The following is a 16,472-nucleotide window of genomic DNA, read 5'->3' on the forward strand; positions in this document are numbered from 1 at the left end:
TGCCGCGTATGGCTGGCCAACCCGTACGGACTTGTCGTTCCGACGTCGGGTCTCTCGACGTCGGGCGGGTCGACGTGGGTGAGGAGCAGGGTGGAGCTTCGGGTGCTGGGGCCGCTGGAGGTGCGGCACGCGGGGGCGAGCGTGCCGCTGGGCGGGCCTCGCCAGCGCGCCGTACTGGCGGCTCTGTTACTGCGCGCCAACGAGCTGGTGACCGCCCAGTACCTGACCGAGGTGGTGTGGGAGACACCGCCCGCCAGCCCGGAGTCCAACCTCCGGACGTACGTCGCGGGGCTGCGACAGCGGTTGCAGCAGGCCGGCGCGGACGCCTCCCGGCTCGTCACCGACGCCGGCGGCTACCTGTTCCGGGTGCTGCCCGGCGAGTTGGACCTGGAGACGTTCTCCGAGCTGGTCGGCCGGGCACGGCAGGCCCAGGACGAGGCCGCGTTCGGGCGAGCGGCGGAGCGCTACCAGGAGGCGCTGCGGCTGTGGCGCGGCACTCCGCTGGACGGGCTGCCACTCGGCCCACGCCTCTGGGCCGAACTGGCCCTGCTGGAGGAACGCCACCTCAGCGCCGTCGAGCAGCACGCCACGACGCGGTTGGCGCTGGGCGAGCACGACGGCGTGATCGGCGAGCTGCGTCGCCTGGTCCTCCAGTATCCGCTGCGGGAGAACCTGTGGACCCGGCTGATGCGCGCGCTGTGCGGCGCGGGACGTCCGGCGGAGGCGCTCAAGGCTTTCCAGGATGCCCGTCGGGTGCTCCGGGACGAACTCGGTACCGAGCCCGGCGGCGAACTACAGGATCTCCACCAGCGGATCCTCCGCCAGGAGGCGGTGACTTCGCCACCCGCACCACCCGCCGGGCCGGCCACCGTGCCGAGACAACTGCCGTCGGACGTACGGGGATTCGCCGCCCGAGCGGCCGAGCTGGCCCGGCTGGACGCTATCCTCGCCGGCACCGGCGGACACGCCGCCGCCGTGCCGGTCTGTGTGCTGTCGGGTACCGCCGGAGTCGGCAAGAGCGCCCTGGCGGTGCACTGGGCGCACCGCGTCGCCGATCGTTTTCCCGACGGACAGTTGTACGTGAACCTGCGCGGCTTCGACCCGACCGGGGCGACGGTGAGCCCGGCCGAGGCGGTACGCGGTTTCCTCGACGCCCTGGCCGTGCCCGCCGATCGGATACCCGCCGGTCTGGAGGCACAGATCGGCCTCTACCGCAGCCTGGCGGCCGGCCGGCGGATGTTGGTCCTGCTGGACAACGCGCGGGACATCGAGCAGGTCCGGCCGCTGCTGCCGGGCGCGCCCGGCAGCCTGGTCCTGGTGACCAGCCGGAACCACCTGACCGGCCTGGTCGCGGCCGAGGGTGCCCACCCGGTGACCCTGGACCTGTTGACCGTCGACGGCGCGCGCGAGATGTTGGCCAGTCGCCTCGGTGCCGCCCGGATCGACGGCGAGCCCGAGGCCGTGGACGAGATCATCGAGTCATGCGCGCGGCTGCCGCTCGCCCTCGCCGTGGCGGGTGCCCGCGCCGACACCCACCCCACGTTCCCGCTGGGCGCGTTGGCCCGCGAGTTGCGGGACGTCCGGGCCGGGCTGGACGTGTTCGCCATCGGCGACGCCGCCACCGACGTGCGGGCGGTACTCTCCTGGTCCTACCGCACCCTGAGCCCGGCCGCGGCCAGGCTCTTCCGGCTGTTGGGCCTGCATCCCGGCCCGGACACCGCCGCCCCGGCCGCGGCGAGCCTGGCCGGGCTGCCATCGCACCGGGTACGCCCGCTACTGGCCGAACTGGCCCGCGCCCACCTGGTCGTCGAGCATGCGCCCGGCAGGTACACCTTCCACGACCTGCTGCGGGCGTACGCCGCGGAGCTGGCGGCCGAGCTGGACCCCGAGCCGGACCGCCGGGCCGCCGTACGCCGGATCCTCGACCACTACCTGCACACCGCGCGGGACGCCTGTCGGCTGCTGGATCCGCACCGGGAGATGCTCGCCGTCGAGCCGGCCGCGTCCGGAGTGGACTGCGAACCGCTCGCCGATCGCGCCGGGGCCCGGCACTGGCTGGCCGCGGAGCACTCCGTACTGCTCGCCACGATCGCCAGGGCGGCCGGCGGCGGGTTCGACGCCTGCGCCTGGCGGCTGGCGTGGATCCTCGTGGACCACTTCGACTACGGCGGTCGCTACCACGACCTGGCGGTCACCCAGCTCACCGCTCTGGAGGCCGCCCGGCGACTCGGCGACCGGCGGGCTCAGGCCTATGCGCAGCGCGGGCTCGGCGGGGCGTACGCCCAACTGGGTCCGCTCGCCAGGGCCGAGGCCCACTACCGTCTGGCGCTCGGCCTCTTCGGCGAACTGGACGACACGGTCGGGCAGGCGTTCGTCCACCTCGGACTCGGCAGAGTGCTCGCCCGGCAGGCGCGGTACGCCGAGGCGCGTGACCAGGCCGAGCAGGCGTTCGAGCTGAACCGGGCCGCGCTCAACCGGACCGGGCAGGCGCGGGCGCTCAACGGAGTCGGCTGGTACGAGGCCCAGCTCGGGAACTACCGGAAGGCGCTGGTGCACTGCCAGGAGGCGCTGCTCCTCCAGCGGGCCCTCGCCGACCGGCGCGGTGAGGCCAACACCCTGCACAGCCTCGGCTACGCCCACCAGCACCTCGGCAGCCACCGCCAGGCAGTCGCCTGCTACCGGGAGGCCCGGGAGCTCTTCGCCGGGCTCGGCGACCGGTACAACGTGGCGGACACCCTGGGCTATCTCGGTGACGCCCATGACGCCGCCGGCGATGCCGGAGCGGCCGGCGACGCCTGGCGGCAGGCGCTCGACATCTTCGTCGAGATCGGGCATCCCGATGCCGAGCGGATCCGGGTCCGGCTCGGTCGCCTGCGCGCCAGGAAGGTCGGCTTCGGTGCGGGGCCGGCGTTCAGCCCCGCTCCCGCTCGACGAGTTCGCGTACGGCCGGTACCACTTCCGCGGCGAACCGTTCGGTGATGCCGTGGTCGTCGCCGCCGATGAGGAAGGCGGTGACGCCGTGCGTGAGGGTGAGATCGGCGAGCTGTTCCACCCACTGGGCGGGTGGGCCGGTCAGCAGGCCACGGCCGGTCGGGGAGAACTCGACGTTCATGACGTTCAACAGTCGGCGTACCTCGGCCGGGGAGCGACCGGCCCCGACCGCGGCCTCGTCGATCCGGGCGTTGTGCTCGGGCAACGAGTCGACGCCCCGGGGCAGGTACTCGACCGTGGGCAGCCAGCCGTCGCCGACAGCGCCGGTGAGCGCCAGCATCTTGGGCTTGTAGGCGCCGACCCAGATCCTGATGTCGTGCACCGGCCGTGGTCCCCGCTTCGCACCGGCCGCGGTGTAGTAGCGACCGTCGTGCCGCAGTACGCCGCGGGCCTCGGTGTCCCACAGGTCGCGGATGATCGCGATCGCCTCGCCGAGCGCGACGACGCCCTGCCCCGCGCTGAGGCGACGCCCGCCCATCGCGGCTATCCCGTCCCAGAAGGCGCCGGCACCGATCCCGAGTTCGAAGCGGCCGCCGCTGAGCACGTCGAGCGAGGCCGCGGCCCGGGCGAGTACGGCCGGCGGGCGCAGCGGGAGGCTGAGCACGTTGCCGCTCAGTCGTACCCGTTCGGTGCGCGCGGCGACGTAGGACAGCAGTGTCCAGGTGTCCAGGTACGCCGGCTGGTAGGGGTGGTCCTGGAACGTGACCAGGTCCAGCCCGGCCCGGTCGGCGGTGATCGCCAGGTCGACGACGTGCTGGGCGCTCCCCGCAGCGGGGGTCACGAAGGTGCCGAACAGCAGGTCGTGTCCGTAGTCGGTCATGCCGTAGCCTCCTCGTCCGCCCGCTCGGCGGCGGGCATCCCGGCCCGGGCGTCGAGGCGCGGGTCGATGTTGAAGTTGTCCCGGAACAGGTTGTCCGGGTCGTAGCGCCGTTTGAGGCCCCGCAGCTTGGCCAGCACCCGCGGTGGGAAGGCGTCGCGCAGCCGCTCCGGCCGCAGATCGGTGTCGAAGCTGAGGTAGAGGCCGTCGAAGTGGTGGGCGAGTCCGTCCCAGGCCGCGTCGAGCGCCGCCTGGTCCGCGCCCATCGCCGTGACCTGGAAAGCCGGGGTGCGGTGCGCGAACGCCGTCTCGTCAGCCGGGGTGTCGGCGATGGCCCCGCCCATGGCGCGCAGTTCGAAGAAGTAGACCAGGCCGCTGCGCAGCAGCCGGGCGGCGTCGCGGGCGAACTCGTCGGTGAGTACCGGCAGGAACGCCGACCGGGAGACCGGCTCGCCCATTCCGTGGTGGCCGTCGGGACCGACGTCGGCGGCCTGGGCCATCACGTCCTTGTACCTGGTGAGCACGACCTGCTGTTGCGCGAGCAGGCCGAGTTCCGTGAACGGGGTGAGCCGGTCGACGACGACCTCGGGGTCCTGCGCGTCGACTATCGAGAACAGTTGGACCGTCGACCGGCCCTGGCGCGGCCGCCCGGTGACGAGGAACGCCGTCGTGTCCCGGGGCGCCGTACTCGCCAGCTCGCCGAAGCGACGCAGCGTCTGCGCCATGTCGGTGCTGACCAGGACGAGATGGGCCCAACCGAGCTCGCGCAACTCGTTGACCTCGAACTCGAAGGCCGTGGCCACGCCGAAGTTCGCGCCCGCCCCGCGTACTGCCCAGAACAGGTCGGGGTTCTCGTCCTTGCTCGCGCGCACCGGTGTGCCGTCGGCGAGCACCAGTTCGACGGCGCGCAGGTGGTCGATGGTGAGCCCGTGCTCGCGGGAGAGGAATCCGATCCCGCCCGCGGTGGCCAGCCCACCGACCCCGACGCCGCCGTAGTCGCCGGAGCCGAGTGCCCAGCCGTACGGGTCAAGTGCGGCCGCGACCTGTTTCCAGGTCGCTCCCGGGCCGATCCGTACCAGGCGTCGGTCCCGGTCGAGTACCTCGATGCGGTTCAGCCCTCCGACGTCGATGACCAGACCGCCGTCGTTGGTCGAGCGACCGCTGATGCCGTGCCCGCCGCTGCGCACGCCGAGCGGAAGGTGCCGGTGGCGGCGCGCGAAGGCGAGAGCGTCGGACACCTCTGTCGGCGTGCGCGGCCGGAGTACCAGCCCGGGTGAGCCGCCCCGCAGGTAGGTCGACGCGGTCGCGCGGAACGCCGGGTCGCCGGGCTCGACGGCCGCGTCCGCGAGTGACTCCGGTATTCCGTCGTAGTCGATGCCTGCCCGGCGACGCGCCCGGGCGGCCGCCGGCCGCCGTGGCCGGCCGCCGCGGCCCTGCTCGCCGAGCAGTGCGGTCAGGCGATCCACGTCCGCTTCGGTACGTACGGGTACCACCACCGGCAGCCCGGCCTCGGCCAGGGTGCGGAGCTGGTCGGGCCCGGCACCCTCGGGCGCGGTCACCCAGGCCGACTCCGACGTGATCAGCCTGGTGCCGGCCAGCAGGTCGAGACTCTGCCGAGCCTTGTCGACCACGGCGGGGTACGGCGCCTGCGGGTCGGTCGGATCCGTGGCGGGTGCCGGGGAGGCGACGCCGAACTGGATGTGCTTGGTCCGGCCGGCGAGCCAGACCGCGGTGGTCCAGGGATCCAGCCCGTGAAGCTCCTCCGGAGCACCGTCGCCACGCACGACGACAAGGTCCAGACCGCCCGCCTCCGCCCGGCGGGCCAACACGGCGAGTGTTTCGGGATCGGAGCGCGCCCTGGAGAGGTCCAGCGCGATCCCCAACTCGATGGCCATCCGATCTCCCAGTAAGATCTTGATCTTAGATCGTATTGTGAACAGACGTTCGGTCTAACGGTAGATGCCGGCGGAGATATTCCGGAGTGACCAGGGTGACACCGCCGAGGCGGACAGGGCCGAGCGGACCGTCGACGCCGGGCTGCTCACCCCTCGGCGTCCGCGCCAGGCCACTCGGCCCGCCGGCCCGGACCGCCAGCGGCTGTCCGGGCCGGCGTACGCCGATCACGGCCGCTCACATCGAGCGGAGGTACCCGGCGACGCTGCCGGTATCCGCCGGGTCGGCAACCAGCCCGATGTGTCCGTCCGGGCGGACGAGGACCAGGGCGTCCCGCACCCTACGCGCGGGTCGCGTGCCCGCCGTCGTCCAGCAGACCGCCCGGCCCGACAGGGTGGGGCTTGACGATGTCGGTCTCGCCGAACGTGGCGGCGCAGCGTTCCTCCCCGGGGCCGACAAGGCGACCGACAGCCGCAGAAAGCTCGGTGCGGCGCTCAACCTTGCCCGTCGCGCTGTCGTCCTTGCTAGCGACGGAAGGAGAGCCGGTGCGCTGGAGGAAGAGCTTCGAGGGCTTGGACACCCTCGTTGCCGAACGGGGCGATTCCCTGCTCGCCACGGCGGTGCTGCTGACCGGCAGCCGTGCCGCCGCCGAGGACCTGGTGCAGGCGGGACTGGAGCGGCTGATGCGGCGCTGGAACCGGGTGCAGGGCGACAAGGAGGCCTACCTGCGCCGCACGATGTACCACCTCGCGGTCGACCAGTGGCGCAGCCGCAAGCGGCGGCCGGAGGTACTGGCCAGCGTCGAGCCGCCGGGCCGGTCCGACGGCACGGACGCACTGCATCTCCGCCAGGCGCTCATCCAGGCGCTGGCCACGCTGCCACCCCGGCAGCGGGCGGTACTGGTGCTGCGCTACTGGGAGCAGTACAGCGAGGCGGAAGCCGCGGAGACGCTCGGATGCTCGGTCGGCACCGTCAAGTCCACCGCCTCCCGGGGGCTCTCCCGCCTCCGCGAGGTCACGGCTGCCTGGGCGGTTGACGACGCCCCGACATGGAACGGAGCGGGAAGATGACCACTGACATCGAAGAACAACTGATCGCCGGCATGCGGCAGGAGGTGGCGGGAGTCGCGCTGACCTCCGACGTCGTCGGTGCGGCGAGGCGGCGCCACCAGCGCCGCAGGGCTGTGCTGGGTACGACGTACGCCATGGGTGTGCTGGGCCTGGCCGGAGTGACCGCCGTGGTGCTGACGGTCGGCGGGGCCGGGCAGCCGGGGCCGGCGGGAGAGCGCGCACCGGTCGCCAGCGCCACGACGCCGCGACTGGCCCTGGTGGCGGCGGTCGCGGCGAGCGAGAACATCAGCTACCGGATGCGGCTGACCGAGTCGGGGCCAGCAGGACTGACCTACGAGGGTGCGTTCGACCCGAAGACCGCGACCGGGTACGTCCGGGCGCCGCAGGACGACTCGGTCATGACCGAACTGCTGATCAACGGCACCCGGTACATCGGCGGAGAGCCGCCGCTGGGCCATCTCCCGCCCGACAAGTCGGGCCCGGGCGAAACGTACGGGCGCTACGGCCAGTATCCGGGCAAGCACGACCGACTGTCCCTGTACGGCACCTCGGACACGGTGCTGGGTGCCGCCTCCCCCGACCCGGCGGCGCTGTTCAAGGTGCTGAAGGAGACGAACGCCACCGTCACGGAGAACCCGGACGGCACGCTGCACTTCGAGTACGCCACGCAGCTCAAGGACGGCTCGACCAGCACGACCGGCGACATCGTCCGGGACGCCGACGGCCGGATCGCGCGGGTGCTGCTCACCTCCGCCTGGCAGACGACGGCGAAGGGCCGGCTCGACACCGGTACGTCCACCTCGACGCTCGAACTCTTCGACTACGGCGTGGAGGTGAAGGTGCAGCGCCCGGCCGACGTGGTCCCCGCCCGGTAGGAACCGCTCCGGGCGACCGCCGCGGCGGTGGTCGCCAGGGCACCGTTGGGCTGCCCGCGACCGGCCGAGTCGCGGGCAGTTCACTGAACATTTTCCACCTCCCCTTGCGGTCCGTTTCAGCGCGAGGTCGGACGCGGTGTGCAAGCTCCGCGCGGCTCAGGTCGAAAAGGTTCACCGTGCTGCACAGCCCGGCGTACGCATCGGTCCGCCGTCGTGGTCGCCCGGCGCACACCGCACGGCCGGCGACGCCCCCGGGTTGCCGACCCGGCGACGTCGGTACGGCGGCCGGTGCCGGCACGGCGGCTATCCCACGGGGTTGCCGGCGCTGACCCGGAGCTGCGCCACCGCGCGGGCGATAACGTCGCCGCGGCGTCGATCCTGCCGGGCGTGCACGACGATGCGCCGCGAGACGGTGGGGTTGACCAGTGGCCGGGATACCACTCCGCCGGGGAGTTCCGCGACGGCCAGGCGCGGTAGGACGGTGACTCCGATACCGCTCGCCACCAGGCGCAGCGCCGCTCGGTGATCGTCCAGACGGGCGGCATATCGCGGCGTGAATCCGACGGCCCCGCATGCGCTGGAGACGATCTGCCCGATCGGGCTGTCGTAGATGTCGTGGTCCACCCACGGTTCGTCGCCGAGATCCCGCAGGGCGATCTGGCGAGCGTTGACCAGCGGGTGCGCGACGGGAAGCACGGCGACGAGTTCCTCGACGGTGAGTTCGTGCCGTCGGTAGCCGTCGAGCTGCACTTCGACGCCGCTGGCGGGCTCGGTCCGGATGTCGAGGTCCGGCTGTCGGCGGCCACGCCCGTCGACGGGTTCGTTGAGGCTGATCTCGACGGTGAGGTTCGGTTGGTGTCGACGAACGGTTCGCACGACCTCCGGTATCCACTGTTCGGCAGCGGAGGCGAAGCAGGCGATCGCCAGGTGTTCCGCCTGACCGCCCCGAAGATCCGCCACGACCCGTTCGAGGCGGTCGAAGTCGGCGACCAGCGCCTGGGCCTGGTCCGCCAGCCGCCGGGCGGCGTCGGTGGCGACGATGCCACGTCCCTGCTTCTCGAACAGGACCAGTCCGGTCTCCCGTGCCAGCGCGGTCATGTGCTGGCTGATCGTCGCCGGTGAGTAGCTGAGGTTCCGTGCCGCCCTGTTGATCGATCCGGCTGCCAGTACCGCGTGCAGGACCACCAGACGTCGTGGGTTGAGCATGTGGCAGACCATACGGCGATGCCGAACGGTGAGCGACTTTTGTTTGCTTGTTGCGACTCCTGGTGCGGTCGAGGATGACTGTCGGGCCGGTCCACCGGCCCGGTCTCCGGCGCCGGTCAGAGAGGGACGATGATGGACACGACGTTCTGGGCGGAGGCCGACCGCCTCCTGATCCGCTACGGAGTGAGCTTCACCCCGCGGATCATCGAGCGGGCCTCCGGTGCGTACGTCTTCGACCGTCAGGGAGCGCCGATCCTCGACTTCACCTCGGGGCAGATGAGTGCGATCCTCGGCCACGCTCACCCGGACATCGTGTCGACGGTCTCCTCCGCGGTCGCGTCGCTGGACCACCTCTACAGCGGCATGCTGAGTACCCCGCTGTTGGAACTGGCCGACAGGCTCACCGCGACGCTGCCCGGCACGCTGGGCAAGATTCTGCTGCTCACCACGGGCGCCGAGGCGAACGAGGCCGCGATCAAGATGGCCAAGCTCTGCACCGGTCGCTACGAGATCGTCTCTTTTGACCGGTCGTGGCACGGCATGACCCAGGGAGCAGCCTCCGCGACCTTCGCGGCCGGGCGGCGCGGCTACGGCCCCCCGATACCGGGGAACCTCGCACTGCCGGCGCCGAATGCGTACCGGTCGCCGTTCCGATCCGCCGACGGGTCGCACGACTGGGAGGCCGAACTCGCCTACGGCTTCGCCCTGGTCGATCAGCAGTCCGCCGGGAGTCTCGCCGCCTGTCTGGTCGAGCCCGTCCTCTCCTCGGGTGGGATCATCGACCTGCCGCCCGGATACCTGCGCCGCCTCAAGCAGATGTGCGACGAGCGCGGGATGCTGCTCATCCTCGACGAGGCGCAGACCGGCCTCGGCCGCACCGGCACCATGTACGCGTTCGAGCGCGACGGAGTCGCCCCGGACATCCTGACGTTGTCGAAGACCCTCGGGGCCGGGCTGCCCGTGGCGGCCGTACTCACGTCTGCCGAGATCGAGCAGGTCTGCCACGACCGTGGGTTCCTCTTCTACACCACACACGTCTCCGATCCGTTGGCGGCAGCGGTCGCGTTGACAGTCCTCGACGTCATCGACCGGGAAAACCTCGTCGAGCGTGCGGCGAGGCTGGGCGACCAGCTCACCGCCCGGCTACTGGCGCTGCGCGACGGCTACGAGGTCGTCGGCGACGTTCGCGGCCGCGGCCTGCTCCAGGGTGTCGAGCTCGTGCGGGACAAGGAGAGCAGGGCGCCGGCCGATGCGTTGGGCGCGGCGGTCACCTCGGCCTGTCTCGAACGGGGCCTGCACATGAACATCGTCCAGCTACCCGGGATGGGCGGCATCTTCCGCATCGCCCCGCCGCTCACGATCAGCGACGACGAACTGCACACCGGAGTGGACATCCTCGAGGCGTCGCTCAAGGCCGTGCTCGGCGACACCGCCGGATGAGTGGGTCACCCGGATGACTGGGTCACCCGGAATCGAGACGCTCACCCGTCGCCTCGCCCGGCAGCGTCCGGGAGTCCCGACGGGCGGGTTGACGGATCGACCCCGGTCGGAGGTAACCGGCGGGGTCGGTCCGCCGTCCCGGATTCACCCTGCGGATTCCTCGGCCACCCGGATGCCGTACCCGTCGTGGCGCGGTCCGCCCGCCGCCGGCCGGGCCCGTGGACCGGTCTCCCCGGCCGACGGGCCGGTCACAGCGTACGGACCACGTTCGGGATGAGCCGCTGGAACGCCTCGGCCTCCCGGATCGCGGCGTTGCCGGTGACCCGCCGCGCGTGGTTGCCCCGCTGTTCGGCCCGCTGGGTGTAGTAGTCGCGCAGGTAACCCTGGGCGCCCATCGCGGCCATCGCCTCCTGCTTGGCCGGCATCACCTCGGTGATGTCGACGAAGACCGTCGGGGTGAACCCGCACAGCTCGGGCTGGTGCGGCTCGAAGACGAGGAACTCCGATGGCGGTGCGGTCTTGAAGCCGCTGGCCACCCCCGCCCCGGCGGTGAGCTGCCGGGCGGTCGCCACCGCGGCGTGCGCCACCGGGTGGTCCGGGTTGAACGGATCCCGGTCGGGGTGGGTGAGCACCACGTGCGGGGCGTACTCCCGCATCAGCCCGGCCAACCGGTCGATGTCCTCGTCCCGGATCCGTAGCGGGTAGTCCCCCAGGTCGAACGCCTCGAAGCTCGCCCCGACGGCCTCTGCGGCCCGCTGCGCCTCCTCGTGCCGGATCCGCTTGACGTTCTCGATCGTCTGTGCCGGGTCTTTCCACAGCTCACCGGACTCGCCGCGCTCGCCGTACGACAGGGCCAGCACCAGCGCCTCGCCCCCGGCGGCGGTGTGCGCGGCGACCGCACCGGCAGCCCGCCAGACGAAGTCCGCGCTGTGCGCGCCGACCACCAGCATCCGGCGACCGGTCATGCCGGTACCTCCGCACTCGCCGCCGCCATGTGCCTGGAGTTGACCACGGCCATGGTGTGCACCTCCTGCTCGGTGAAGCCGGCTTCGAGTAGCCGGTCGGCGAAGAGTGCGAGGCCGTCCTCGACCGGTGGGTTGAATGGTTGTCCGAGGTCGCTGGAGAGGACGGAGTGGGTGACGCCGACGGCTCGGATGTTGTCGAACAGGTGGTTCCAGGAGACTTTTCCGGTGTGTGCGGTGGTGTAGCAGCGTTCCAGCAGGGCGCCGGCTTCGGCGAGTTCCCGCTGTTGGGTGACGGGTAGTCGTTGTGAGGTGAATTCGGGGTGGGTGACGACGATCCGGCGTACCCCTTCCTGCTTGGCGGCGTGGACGACGGCCAGGATTTCCGGGCCGTCGAGGTGTCCGGTGGCGAGGACGAGGTCGTGTCGGGCGATGACCCGGAGGACTTGGCGGACTCGTTCGAGTACGTGTCCGTCGGGGTCGCGTACCTCGACGATGTCGGGGACGATGCCTTGGGCGTGCAGGTCGGCCTGGAGTGCTCCCCACATCGCGGGTGTGGCGCCGGGTAGGTCGGTGGCGGTGCTGCGGCGTTGGTTGCCGGAGTCGACGGTGGGCATCCAGATGATTCGGGCGCCCTGTCGGCCGGCGATCTCGACCGCGGCGGGGTTCATTCCGCCGATCGTGCCGTTCAGGGTGAGTGCGCCGAGGACGTCGACTCCTGGTACCGCCTTGCGTACCACGGCCGCGCGTTCGGCGGTCGGTACGTAGTGGGACTTGAGGACGAAGCCGGCGAGTCCGACCTCGGCGAACCGGCTGGCCAGGTCGAGGTCGTCGATCCGCCGCTCCATCACGTCGGGTGCGATGTGTACGTGGGTGTCGTACGCCCCCTGCACCAGGGCACGGGCACGGGCGGACGGGACGGGATGATCTGACATGACGCTCCTTGGAGGAGAGGGATACGCATGGCCGGTTCAGGCCGTACGGGTGCCGTCGGACGGGCCGGCCCCACGCCGGGCCGCCGAGGCGGTGTTGGCCAAAGTGGACTCGACGTGCCCGAGATGCCGCCGCATCGCGGCCTCGGCGGCGTCCGGGTCACGGTTGGCGATCGCCTCCACGACCGCGGTGTGCTCACCGAGCGACTGGGCCGGCCGGCTGGGCACCAGGATGGTGCGGTACTGGAAGCGGACGAGCTGGGCCCGCAGCCCGGCGATCATCCGGGCCGCGGTCTCGTGCCGGGCCGCCGCGATGATCGCGGCGTGCAGGTCGGCGTTCCCCTCCGAGTAGCCGAGCAGGTCGTCCTGCTCCAGCTTCTGGGTCATTCTGTCGAGTACCCGGCGAATGGCGGTGATCTCCCGGGCGGTGGCGTGCAGTGCCGCCTGCCGCGCGGTGAGCGCCTCCAGTACGGCCCGCGCCTGGAGGATCTCGACCGCCTCCTCCTCGGTGACCAGCCGGACGTGTGCGCCCCGGTTCGGGGTGCTCACCACCAGTCCGTCCTGCACGAGTCGGACCAGCACGGTCCGGACCACCGCCCGGCTGACCTGTAGCCGGGCCGCCAACTCGACCTCGATCAGCCGTTCGTTGGGCATCAGATCGCCGCGGTGGATCGCCTCGCGGAGTTCCTGGTACGCCTCGTCCGCCGAGCGGGCCGGCGGGCGGCGCGGGGTGCCGGCCGCTCGCCGTGCGGCGGTTGCCGGGGTTCGTGCGACGTCACTCACGACGTGGTCACCGTCGATGCCGGGCGGGCCACTCCGGCGGCCGTACGTCCTGACCGGACGGCTGCCGCGCGACCCACCGACCGGGCGTACCCGGAGACGGCAGGCCGGGAAATGTCCAGGGCGGAGTGTCCGCCGCCGCTCGCCGTCCCCCGGTACAGCCCGCCAGCCCGCAACATTGTCTCCTAGATTATCAACAATCGTGTTGACAGGATTGCTGCCAGAACTTCCCTTGTCAACAACGCCCTGAGCTGCGGAAATGTCTCGACGACAGCGGGGAGCCCTCGGTCAGAGCCCCCAAAAATAGCTCAATCTCGTCGGTGACAAGCCAGACATGAGTCATCTACGATTCTCGACCGGGCGAGGGTCGGCGCGGTTGGTGTCGCTCAGATCAAGGGCCACATCCTCGGCGCGGGTGCGTTGGGACCGCCCATCCACAAGCGAAAGCTGGAGGCATAGATGTTCAGACGCTCTCGCGTCCTGGCGGCAACGCTGCTCGCCACGGCGCTGGCCATGAGCGGTTGCAGCGGCGACGACGGCGACGGCGCGTCCGCCGAGGGGACCGACAAGGTCGCCTACATCACGGCGTTCGGGGCCGTGGGCCGGGACTCCTTCGCCTGGGTGGCGAAGGAGAAGGGCTACTTCGCCGAGGTCGGCATCGAGGTCGACATCAAGAAGGGCGCGGGTAACGCGCAGAACCTCACGGCGCTCAAGTCGGGGCAGGTCCAGTTCGCCTCGCTCGACTTCACCGGCGCGGTGATCCAGGCCGGCAAGGGCGAGTTCACCGACTGGCGGGCGGTCGCCGCCGTACATCAGCAGACGCTGATCTCGGTCATGACCACCAAGGACACCGACATCACCGGCCCGAACGACCTGGCCGGCAAGACCATGGCCACCGGCAAGGGCTCGGTCACCGAACTGCTCTTCCCGGCGTACGCCAAGCTGGCCGGCCTCGACCCGGCGACCGTCAAGATCGAGGGTGTGCAGGCCACAGCACTCAACGGTCTGATGGCGAGCCGTCAGGTGGACGCGCTCGGCACCTTCCTGCTCAGCCGGGACGCGCTGGCAGCGGCCTCCAAGAAGGAGGTCGTCGTCCTGCCGTACAGCGACTACCTGCGGGACCTGTTCGGCAACGCCATCATCACCACCCCCGGCCTGATCGAGAAGGACTCGGACCTGGTCCGCCGGTTCACCGGTGCCCTGCTGAAGGGCCTGCAGTACACCGTCGACCACCCGGAGGAGGCGGCGACGATCCTGAACAAGGCGGAGCCGACGTACCCGGTGGCCTCCGGGGTCGGCGAGATCAAGGCGATGACCCCGTACGTCGTGCCGGCCGGTGGCGCCCCGATCGGTTCGATGGACGAGGGGCGGGTGGCGCGGACCATCGCCATCCTGCAGGGCTCCGGCCTGATGCCGTCCGGACTCAGCCCGGCCAACGTGGTCGACCTCAACATCGTGCCGAAGACCTGACGACGCCTTCCTCGACAACGACCAGCACGATCTCGACCGCTGTCGAGAGGTCCTCGCCAGCGGTCGGGCGCACCTGACGGACAGGGGACGGTGGTCGGAGCGGCTGCCGTCCCTTCTTCGTCCCACCGCCGGGCGCTGCCCGGCACCTCGGACACCACGTTCATCGCCGCCCGAAAGGACCCCACGGGATTCACCATGACTGACAAGAGGACCGACGCCGGGCTGCGACGTCTCTGGGTCAACGCCGGGCTCCCCGCGCTGGGTACGCTGCTGGCGCTCGCGCTCTGGTGGTTGGTCACCATCGTCTTCAGCATCGAGCCGTTCTGGCTACCCGCACCCCCGGACGTGGTGAACGCGTTCCAGCGGCTCTCCGGTCACCTGGTCGAACAGGCCGGAGTGACGCTGATGGAGACGGTCGTCGGCTTCGCCATCGGCGCGATCGGCGGGGCGGCCGTCGCGGTCCTCTTCGCCGCCTCGCGCACGATCGAGCGGATGACCATGCCGCTGATCGCCGCGGTCAACGCCGTGCCGAAGGCCGCGCTCGCCCCCCTGCTCATCGTCTGGATCGGCTTGAACACCCAGGCCAAGGTCGTCATGGTCGTGCTGCTCTGCTTCTTCCCGGTCCTGGTCTCCACCATGGCCGGGCTGACCTCCGTCCCCAACGACCTGCGCGAACTCGCCCACTCGCTCTCCTCCTCGTGGTGGCAGACCTTCCTGAAGGTCCGGCTGACCTGGGCGCTGCCGCAGGTCTTCGTCGGTTTGAAGGTGGCCTCCTCGCTGGCCATCATCGGAGCGGTCATCGGTGAACTCACCAACCCCGACCGCGGGCTCGGCTCGGTCGTCGTCAGTTCCAGCCAGTCCGCGGACACGCCGCTCGCCTTCGCCGCGCTGACCCTGCTGGCCATCATGGGCGCCGGGCTGTTCTACCTGGTCGCGGCGCTGGAGCGGATCCTCGTGCCGTGGGCCCGGGCGATCTCGTCGTGACCGGAACACACCTCGCTAGGAGGGCACAATGATCAAGATTGCCGGACTGTCCCGGACCTTCCAGGGGAAATCCGGGACGGTGGAGGCGCTGCGCGACATCAACCTCGATGTCGGCAACGGCGAGTTCCTGGCGGTGATCGGCCGGTCCGGCTGCGGCAAGTCCACGCTGCTGCGGATCATCGCCGGGCTGATCCGGCCGAGCCAGGGCGAGGTACTGGTCGCCGGCGAGCCGGTCGGCCGGCCCCGCCGGGACGTCGCGATGGTGTTCCAGCGCCCGGCGCTGCTGCCGTGGCGCAGCGTACGGAACAACGTGCTGCTGCCGGTGGAGATCTTCCGCTGGCGGCGGGCCGAGCACCGCGAGCACGCCGAGCGGCTGCTGGAGATGACCGGCCTGAGTGGCTTCGCCGACCGCCTTCCGCATGAACTCTCCGGCGGCATGCAGCAACGGGTCTCGCTCTGCCGGGCCCTCATCCAGCGGCCCAAGGTGCTGCTGATGGACGAGCCGTTCTCCGCACTGGACGCGCTGACCCGCGAAGAGCTGGCCGTCGAGTTGCAGCGCATCCACATGGAACTGGGCACCACCGTGGTCTTCGTGACCCACTCCATCCAGGAGGCGGTGCTGCTCGCCGACCGGGTGGCGGTACTGAGTGCCCGGCCCGGCCGGCTGCGCAAGCTCGTCGAGATCGACATCCCGCGTCCGCGCTCGTTCGGGCACAACGCCCACCTGGAGGATGTCGCCGCCGCCTCCGCCGAGCTGCACCAACTGCTGCTCAGCGACCACCTGCCGGCGACCTCGGCCGCCGGCTGACCTCCACCCGGCCGGCCCGGCCCACCAGCCGCCGCCGGGTGCGGTGAGCACGCCAGCGGGCGGCACGAAAGATCCTTTCCCACCGGCCGGCCGGGCGGAGTTCTCGCCCGGCCGGCCGGCTCGTTGGAGTTCCTCCCCGATCCGCCGCCCGTGACCGAGAGTTACCGGATCGTCCCGTCCGACGAAGTCCTCTGCTCCGACGAACCGGCGGACGCGTTCCGCCGGGCATGTCGACGTCCGGTGT

General features: G+C 71.3%; 13 protein-coding genes. 7 read left to right on the forward strand and 6 right to left on the reverse strand.

Going from position 1 to position 16,472, the window contains the following annotated elements; genetic code table 11:
- Nucleotides 1–90 precede the first annotated feature (90 nt).
- Complete coding sequence (locus ACQEVC_RS41830; RefSeq protein WP_432889533.1) at nt 91–2,979, forward strand: BTAD domain-containing putative transcriptional regulator; 2,889 nt, start codon at nt 91–93, stop codon at nt 2,977–2,979.
- Here ACQEVC_RS41830 and ACQEVC_RS41835 read toward each other — a convergent pair.
- Both ACQEVC_RS41835 and ACQEVC_RS41840 read right to left on the reverse strand, forming a co-directional pair.
- Nucleotides 2,912–3,811 carry an LLM class flavin-dependent oxidoreductase gene (locus tag ACQEVC_RS41835; protein WP_432889535.1) on the reverse strand — a complete coding sequence of 300 codons (900 nt, stop codon included), beginning with the start codon at nt 3,809–3,811 and terminating at the stop codon, nt 2,912–2,914. The genes ACQEVC_RS41830 and ACQEVC_RS41835 overlap by 68 nt on opposite strands.
- Complete coding sequence (locus tag ACQEVC_RS41840) at nt 3,808–5,703, reverse strand: FAD-binding protein (protein ID WP_432889537.1); 1,896 nt, start codon at nt 5,701–5,703, stop codon at nt 3,808–3,810. Before ACQEVC_RS41840 ends, ACQEVC_RS41835 begins: the two co-directional genes overlap by 4 nt.
- Before the next feature lie 543 nt (nt 5,704–6,246).
- On the opposite strand from ACQEVC_RS41840, the gene ACQEVC_RS41845 reads away from it, so the two are divergent.
- On the forward strand, nt 6,247–6,771 hold the full coding sequence (locus ACQEVC_RS41845) for a SigE family RNA polymerase sigma factor (RefSeq protein WP_432889539.1): 525 nt from the start codon (nt 6,247–6,249) through the stop codon (nt 6,769–6,771).
- Nucleotides 6,768–7,646, forward strand: coding sequence for a hypothetical protein (locus ACQEVC_RS41850; RefSeq protein WP_432889541.1), 879 nt, complete (start codon nt 6,768–6,770; stop codon nt 7,644–7,646). The genes ACQEVC_RS41845 and ACQEVC_RS41850 overlap by 4 nt, the downstream gene beginning before the upstream one ends.
- 303 nt (nt 7,647–7,949) lie before the next feature.
- Here the strand turns inward: ACQEVC_RS41850 and ACQEVC_RS41855 are convergent, their stop codons facing one another.
- Nucleotides 7,950–8,852: a LysR family transcriptional regulator gene (locus tag ACQEVC_RS41855; protein ID WP_432889543.1), complete on the reverse strand. Its 903-nt coding sequence runs from the start codon at nt 8,850–8,852 to the stop codon at nt 7,950–7,952.
- 129 nt (nt 8,853–8,981) lie between these two features.
- On the opposite strand from ACQEVC_RS41855, the gene ACQEVC_RS41860 reads away from it, so the two are divergent.
- A complete protein-coding gene (locus ACQEVC_RS41860; protein ID WP_432889545.1) occupies nt 8,982–10,292 on the forward strand; it encodes an aspartate aminotransferase family protein in 1,311 nt (436 codons plus the stop codon).
- A 248-nt stretch (nt 10,293–10,540) separates the two neighbouring features.
- Here the strand turns inward: ACQEVC_RS41860 and ACQEVC_RS41865 are convergent, their stop codons facing one another.
- Genes ACQEVC_RS41865 through ACQEVC_RS41875 form a run of 3 tightly spaced genes read right to left on the reverse strand, consistent with a single transcriptional unit; the run spans nt 10,541 to nt 12,969 of the window.
- The gene (locus ACQEVC_RS41865) at nt 10,541–11,257 is read right to left on the reverse strand and encodes a PIG-L deacetylase family protein (protein ID WP_432889547.1); all 717 of its coding nucleotides are present in this window, start codon (nt 11,255–11,257) and stop codon (nt 10,541–10,543) included.
- Nucleotides 11,254–12,189 carry a DUF6282 family protein gene (locus ACQEVC_RS41870; RefSeq protein WP_432889549.1) on the reverse strand — a complete coding sequence of 312 codons (936 nt, stop codon included), beginning with the start codon at nt 12,187–12,189 and terminating at the stop codon, nt 11,254–11,256. Before ACQEVC_RS41870 ends, ACQEVC_RS41865 begins: the two co-directional genes overlap by 4 nt.
- Nucleotides 12,190–12,225: 36 nt before the next feature.
- The gene (locus ACQEVC_RS41875; protein ID WP_432889551.1) at nt 12,226–12,969 is read right to left on the reverse strand and encodes a GntR family transcriptional regulator; all 744 of its coding nucleotides are present in this window, start codon (nt 12,967–12,969) and stop codon (nt 12,226–12,228) included.
- A 456-nt stretch (nt 12,970–13,425) separates the two neighbouring features.
- Between ACQEVC_RS41875 and ACQEVC_RS41880 the strand changes: the two genes are divergently transcribed.
- The 3 genes from ACQEVC_RS41880 to ACQEVC_RS41890 all read left to right on the forward strand — a co-directional run bounded on the left by ACQEVC_RS41880 (nt 13,426) and on the right by ACQEVC_RS41890 (nt 16,228).
- Nucleotides 13,426–14,436: an ABC transporter substrate-binding protein gene (locus ACQEVC_RS41880; protein ID WP_432889553.1), complete on the forward strand. Its 1,011-nt coding sequence runs from the start codon at nt 13,426–13,428 to the stop codon at nt 14,434–14,436.
- A gap of 195 nt (nt 14,437–14,631) precedes the next feature.
- Entirely contained in the window at nt 14,632–15,420 is a 789-nt protein-coding gene (locus ACQEVC_RS41885; RefSeq protein ID WP_432889555.1) for an ABC transporter permease, read from the forward strand.
- A gap of 28 nt (nt 15,421–15,448) precedes the next feature.
- Nucleotides 15,449–16,228: an ABC transporter ATP-binding protein gene (locus tag ACQEVC_RS41890; protein ID WP_432889557.1), complete on the forward strand. Its 780-nt coding sequence runs from the start codon at nt 15,449–15,451 to the stop codon at nt 16,226–16,228.
- Nucleotides 16,229–16,472 lie beyond the last annotated feature (244 nt).

The sequence above is a fragment of the Plantactinospora sp. CA-294935 genome, from assembly GCF_050936445.1.
Classification (GTDB): domain Bacteria; phylum Actinomycetota; class Actinomycetes; order Mycobacteriales; family Micromonosporaceae; genus Plantactinospora.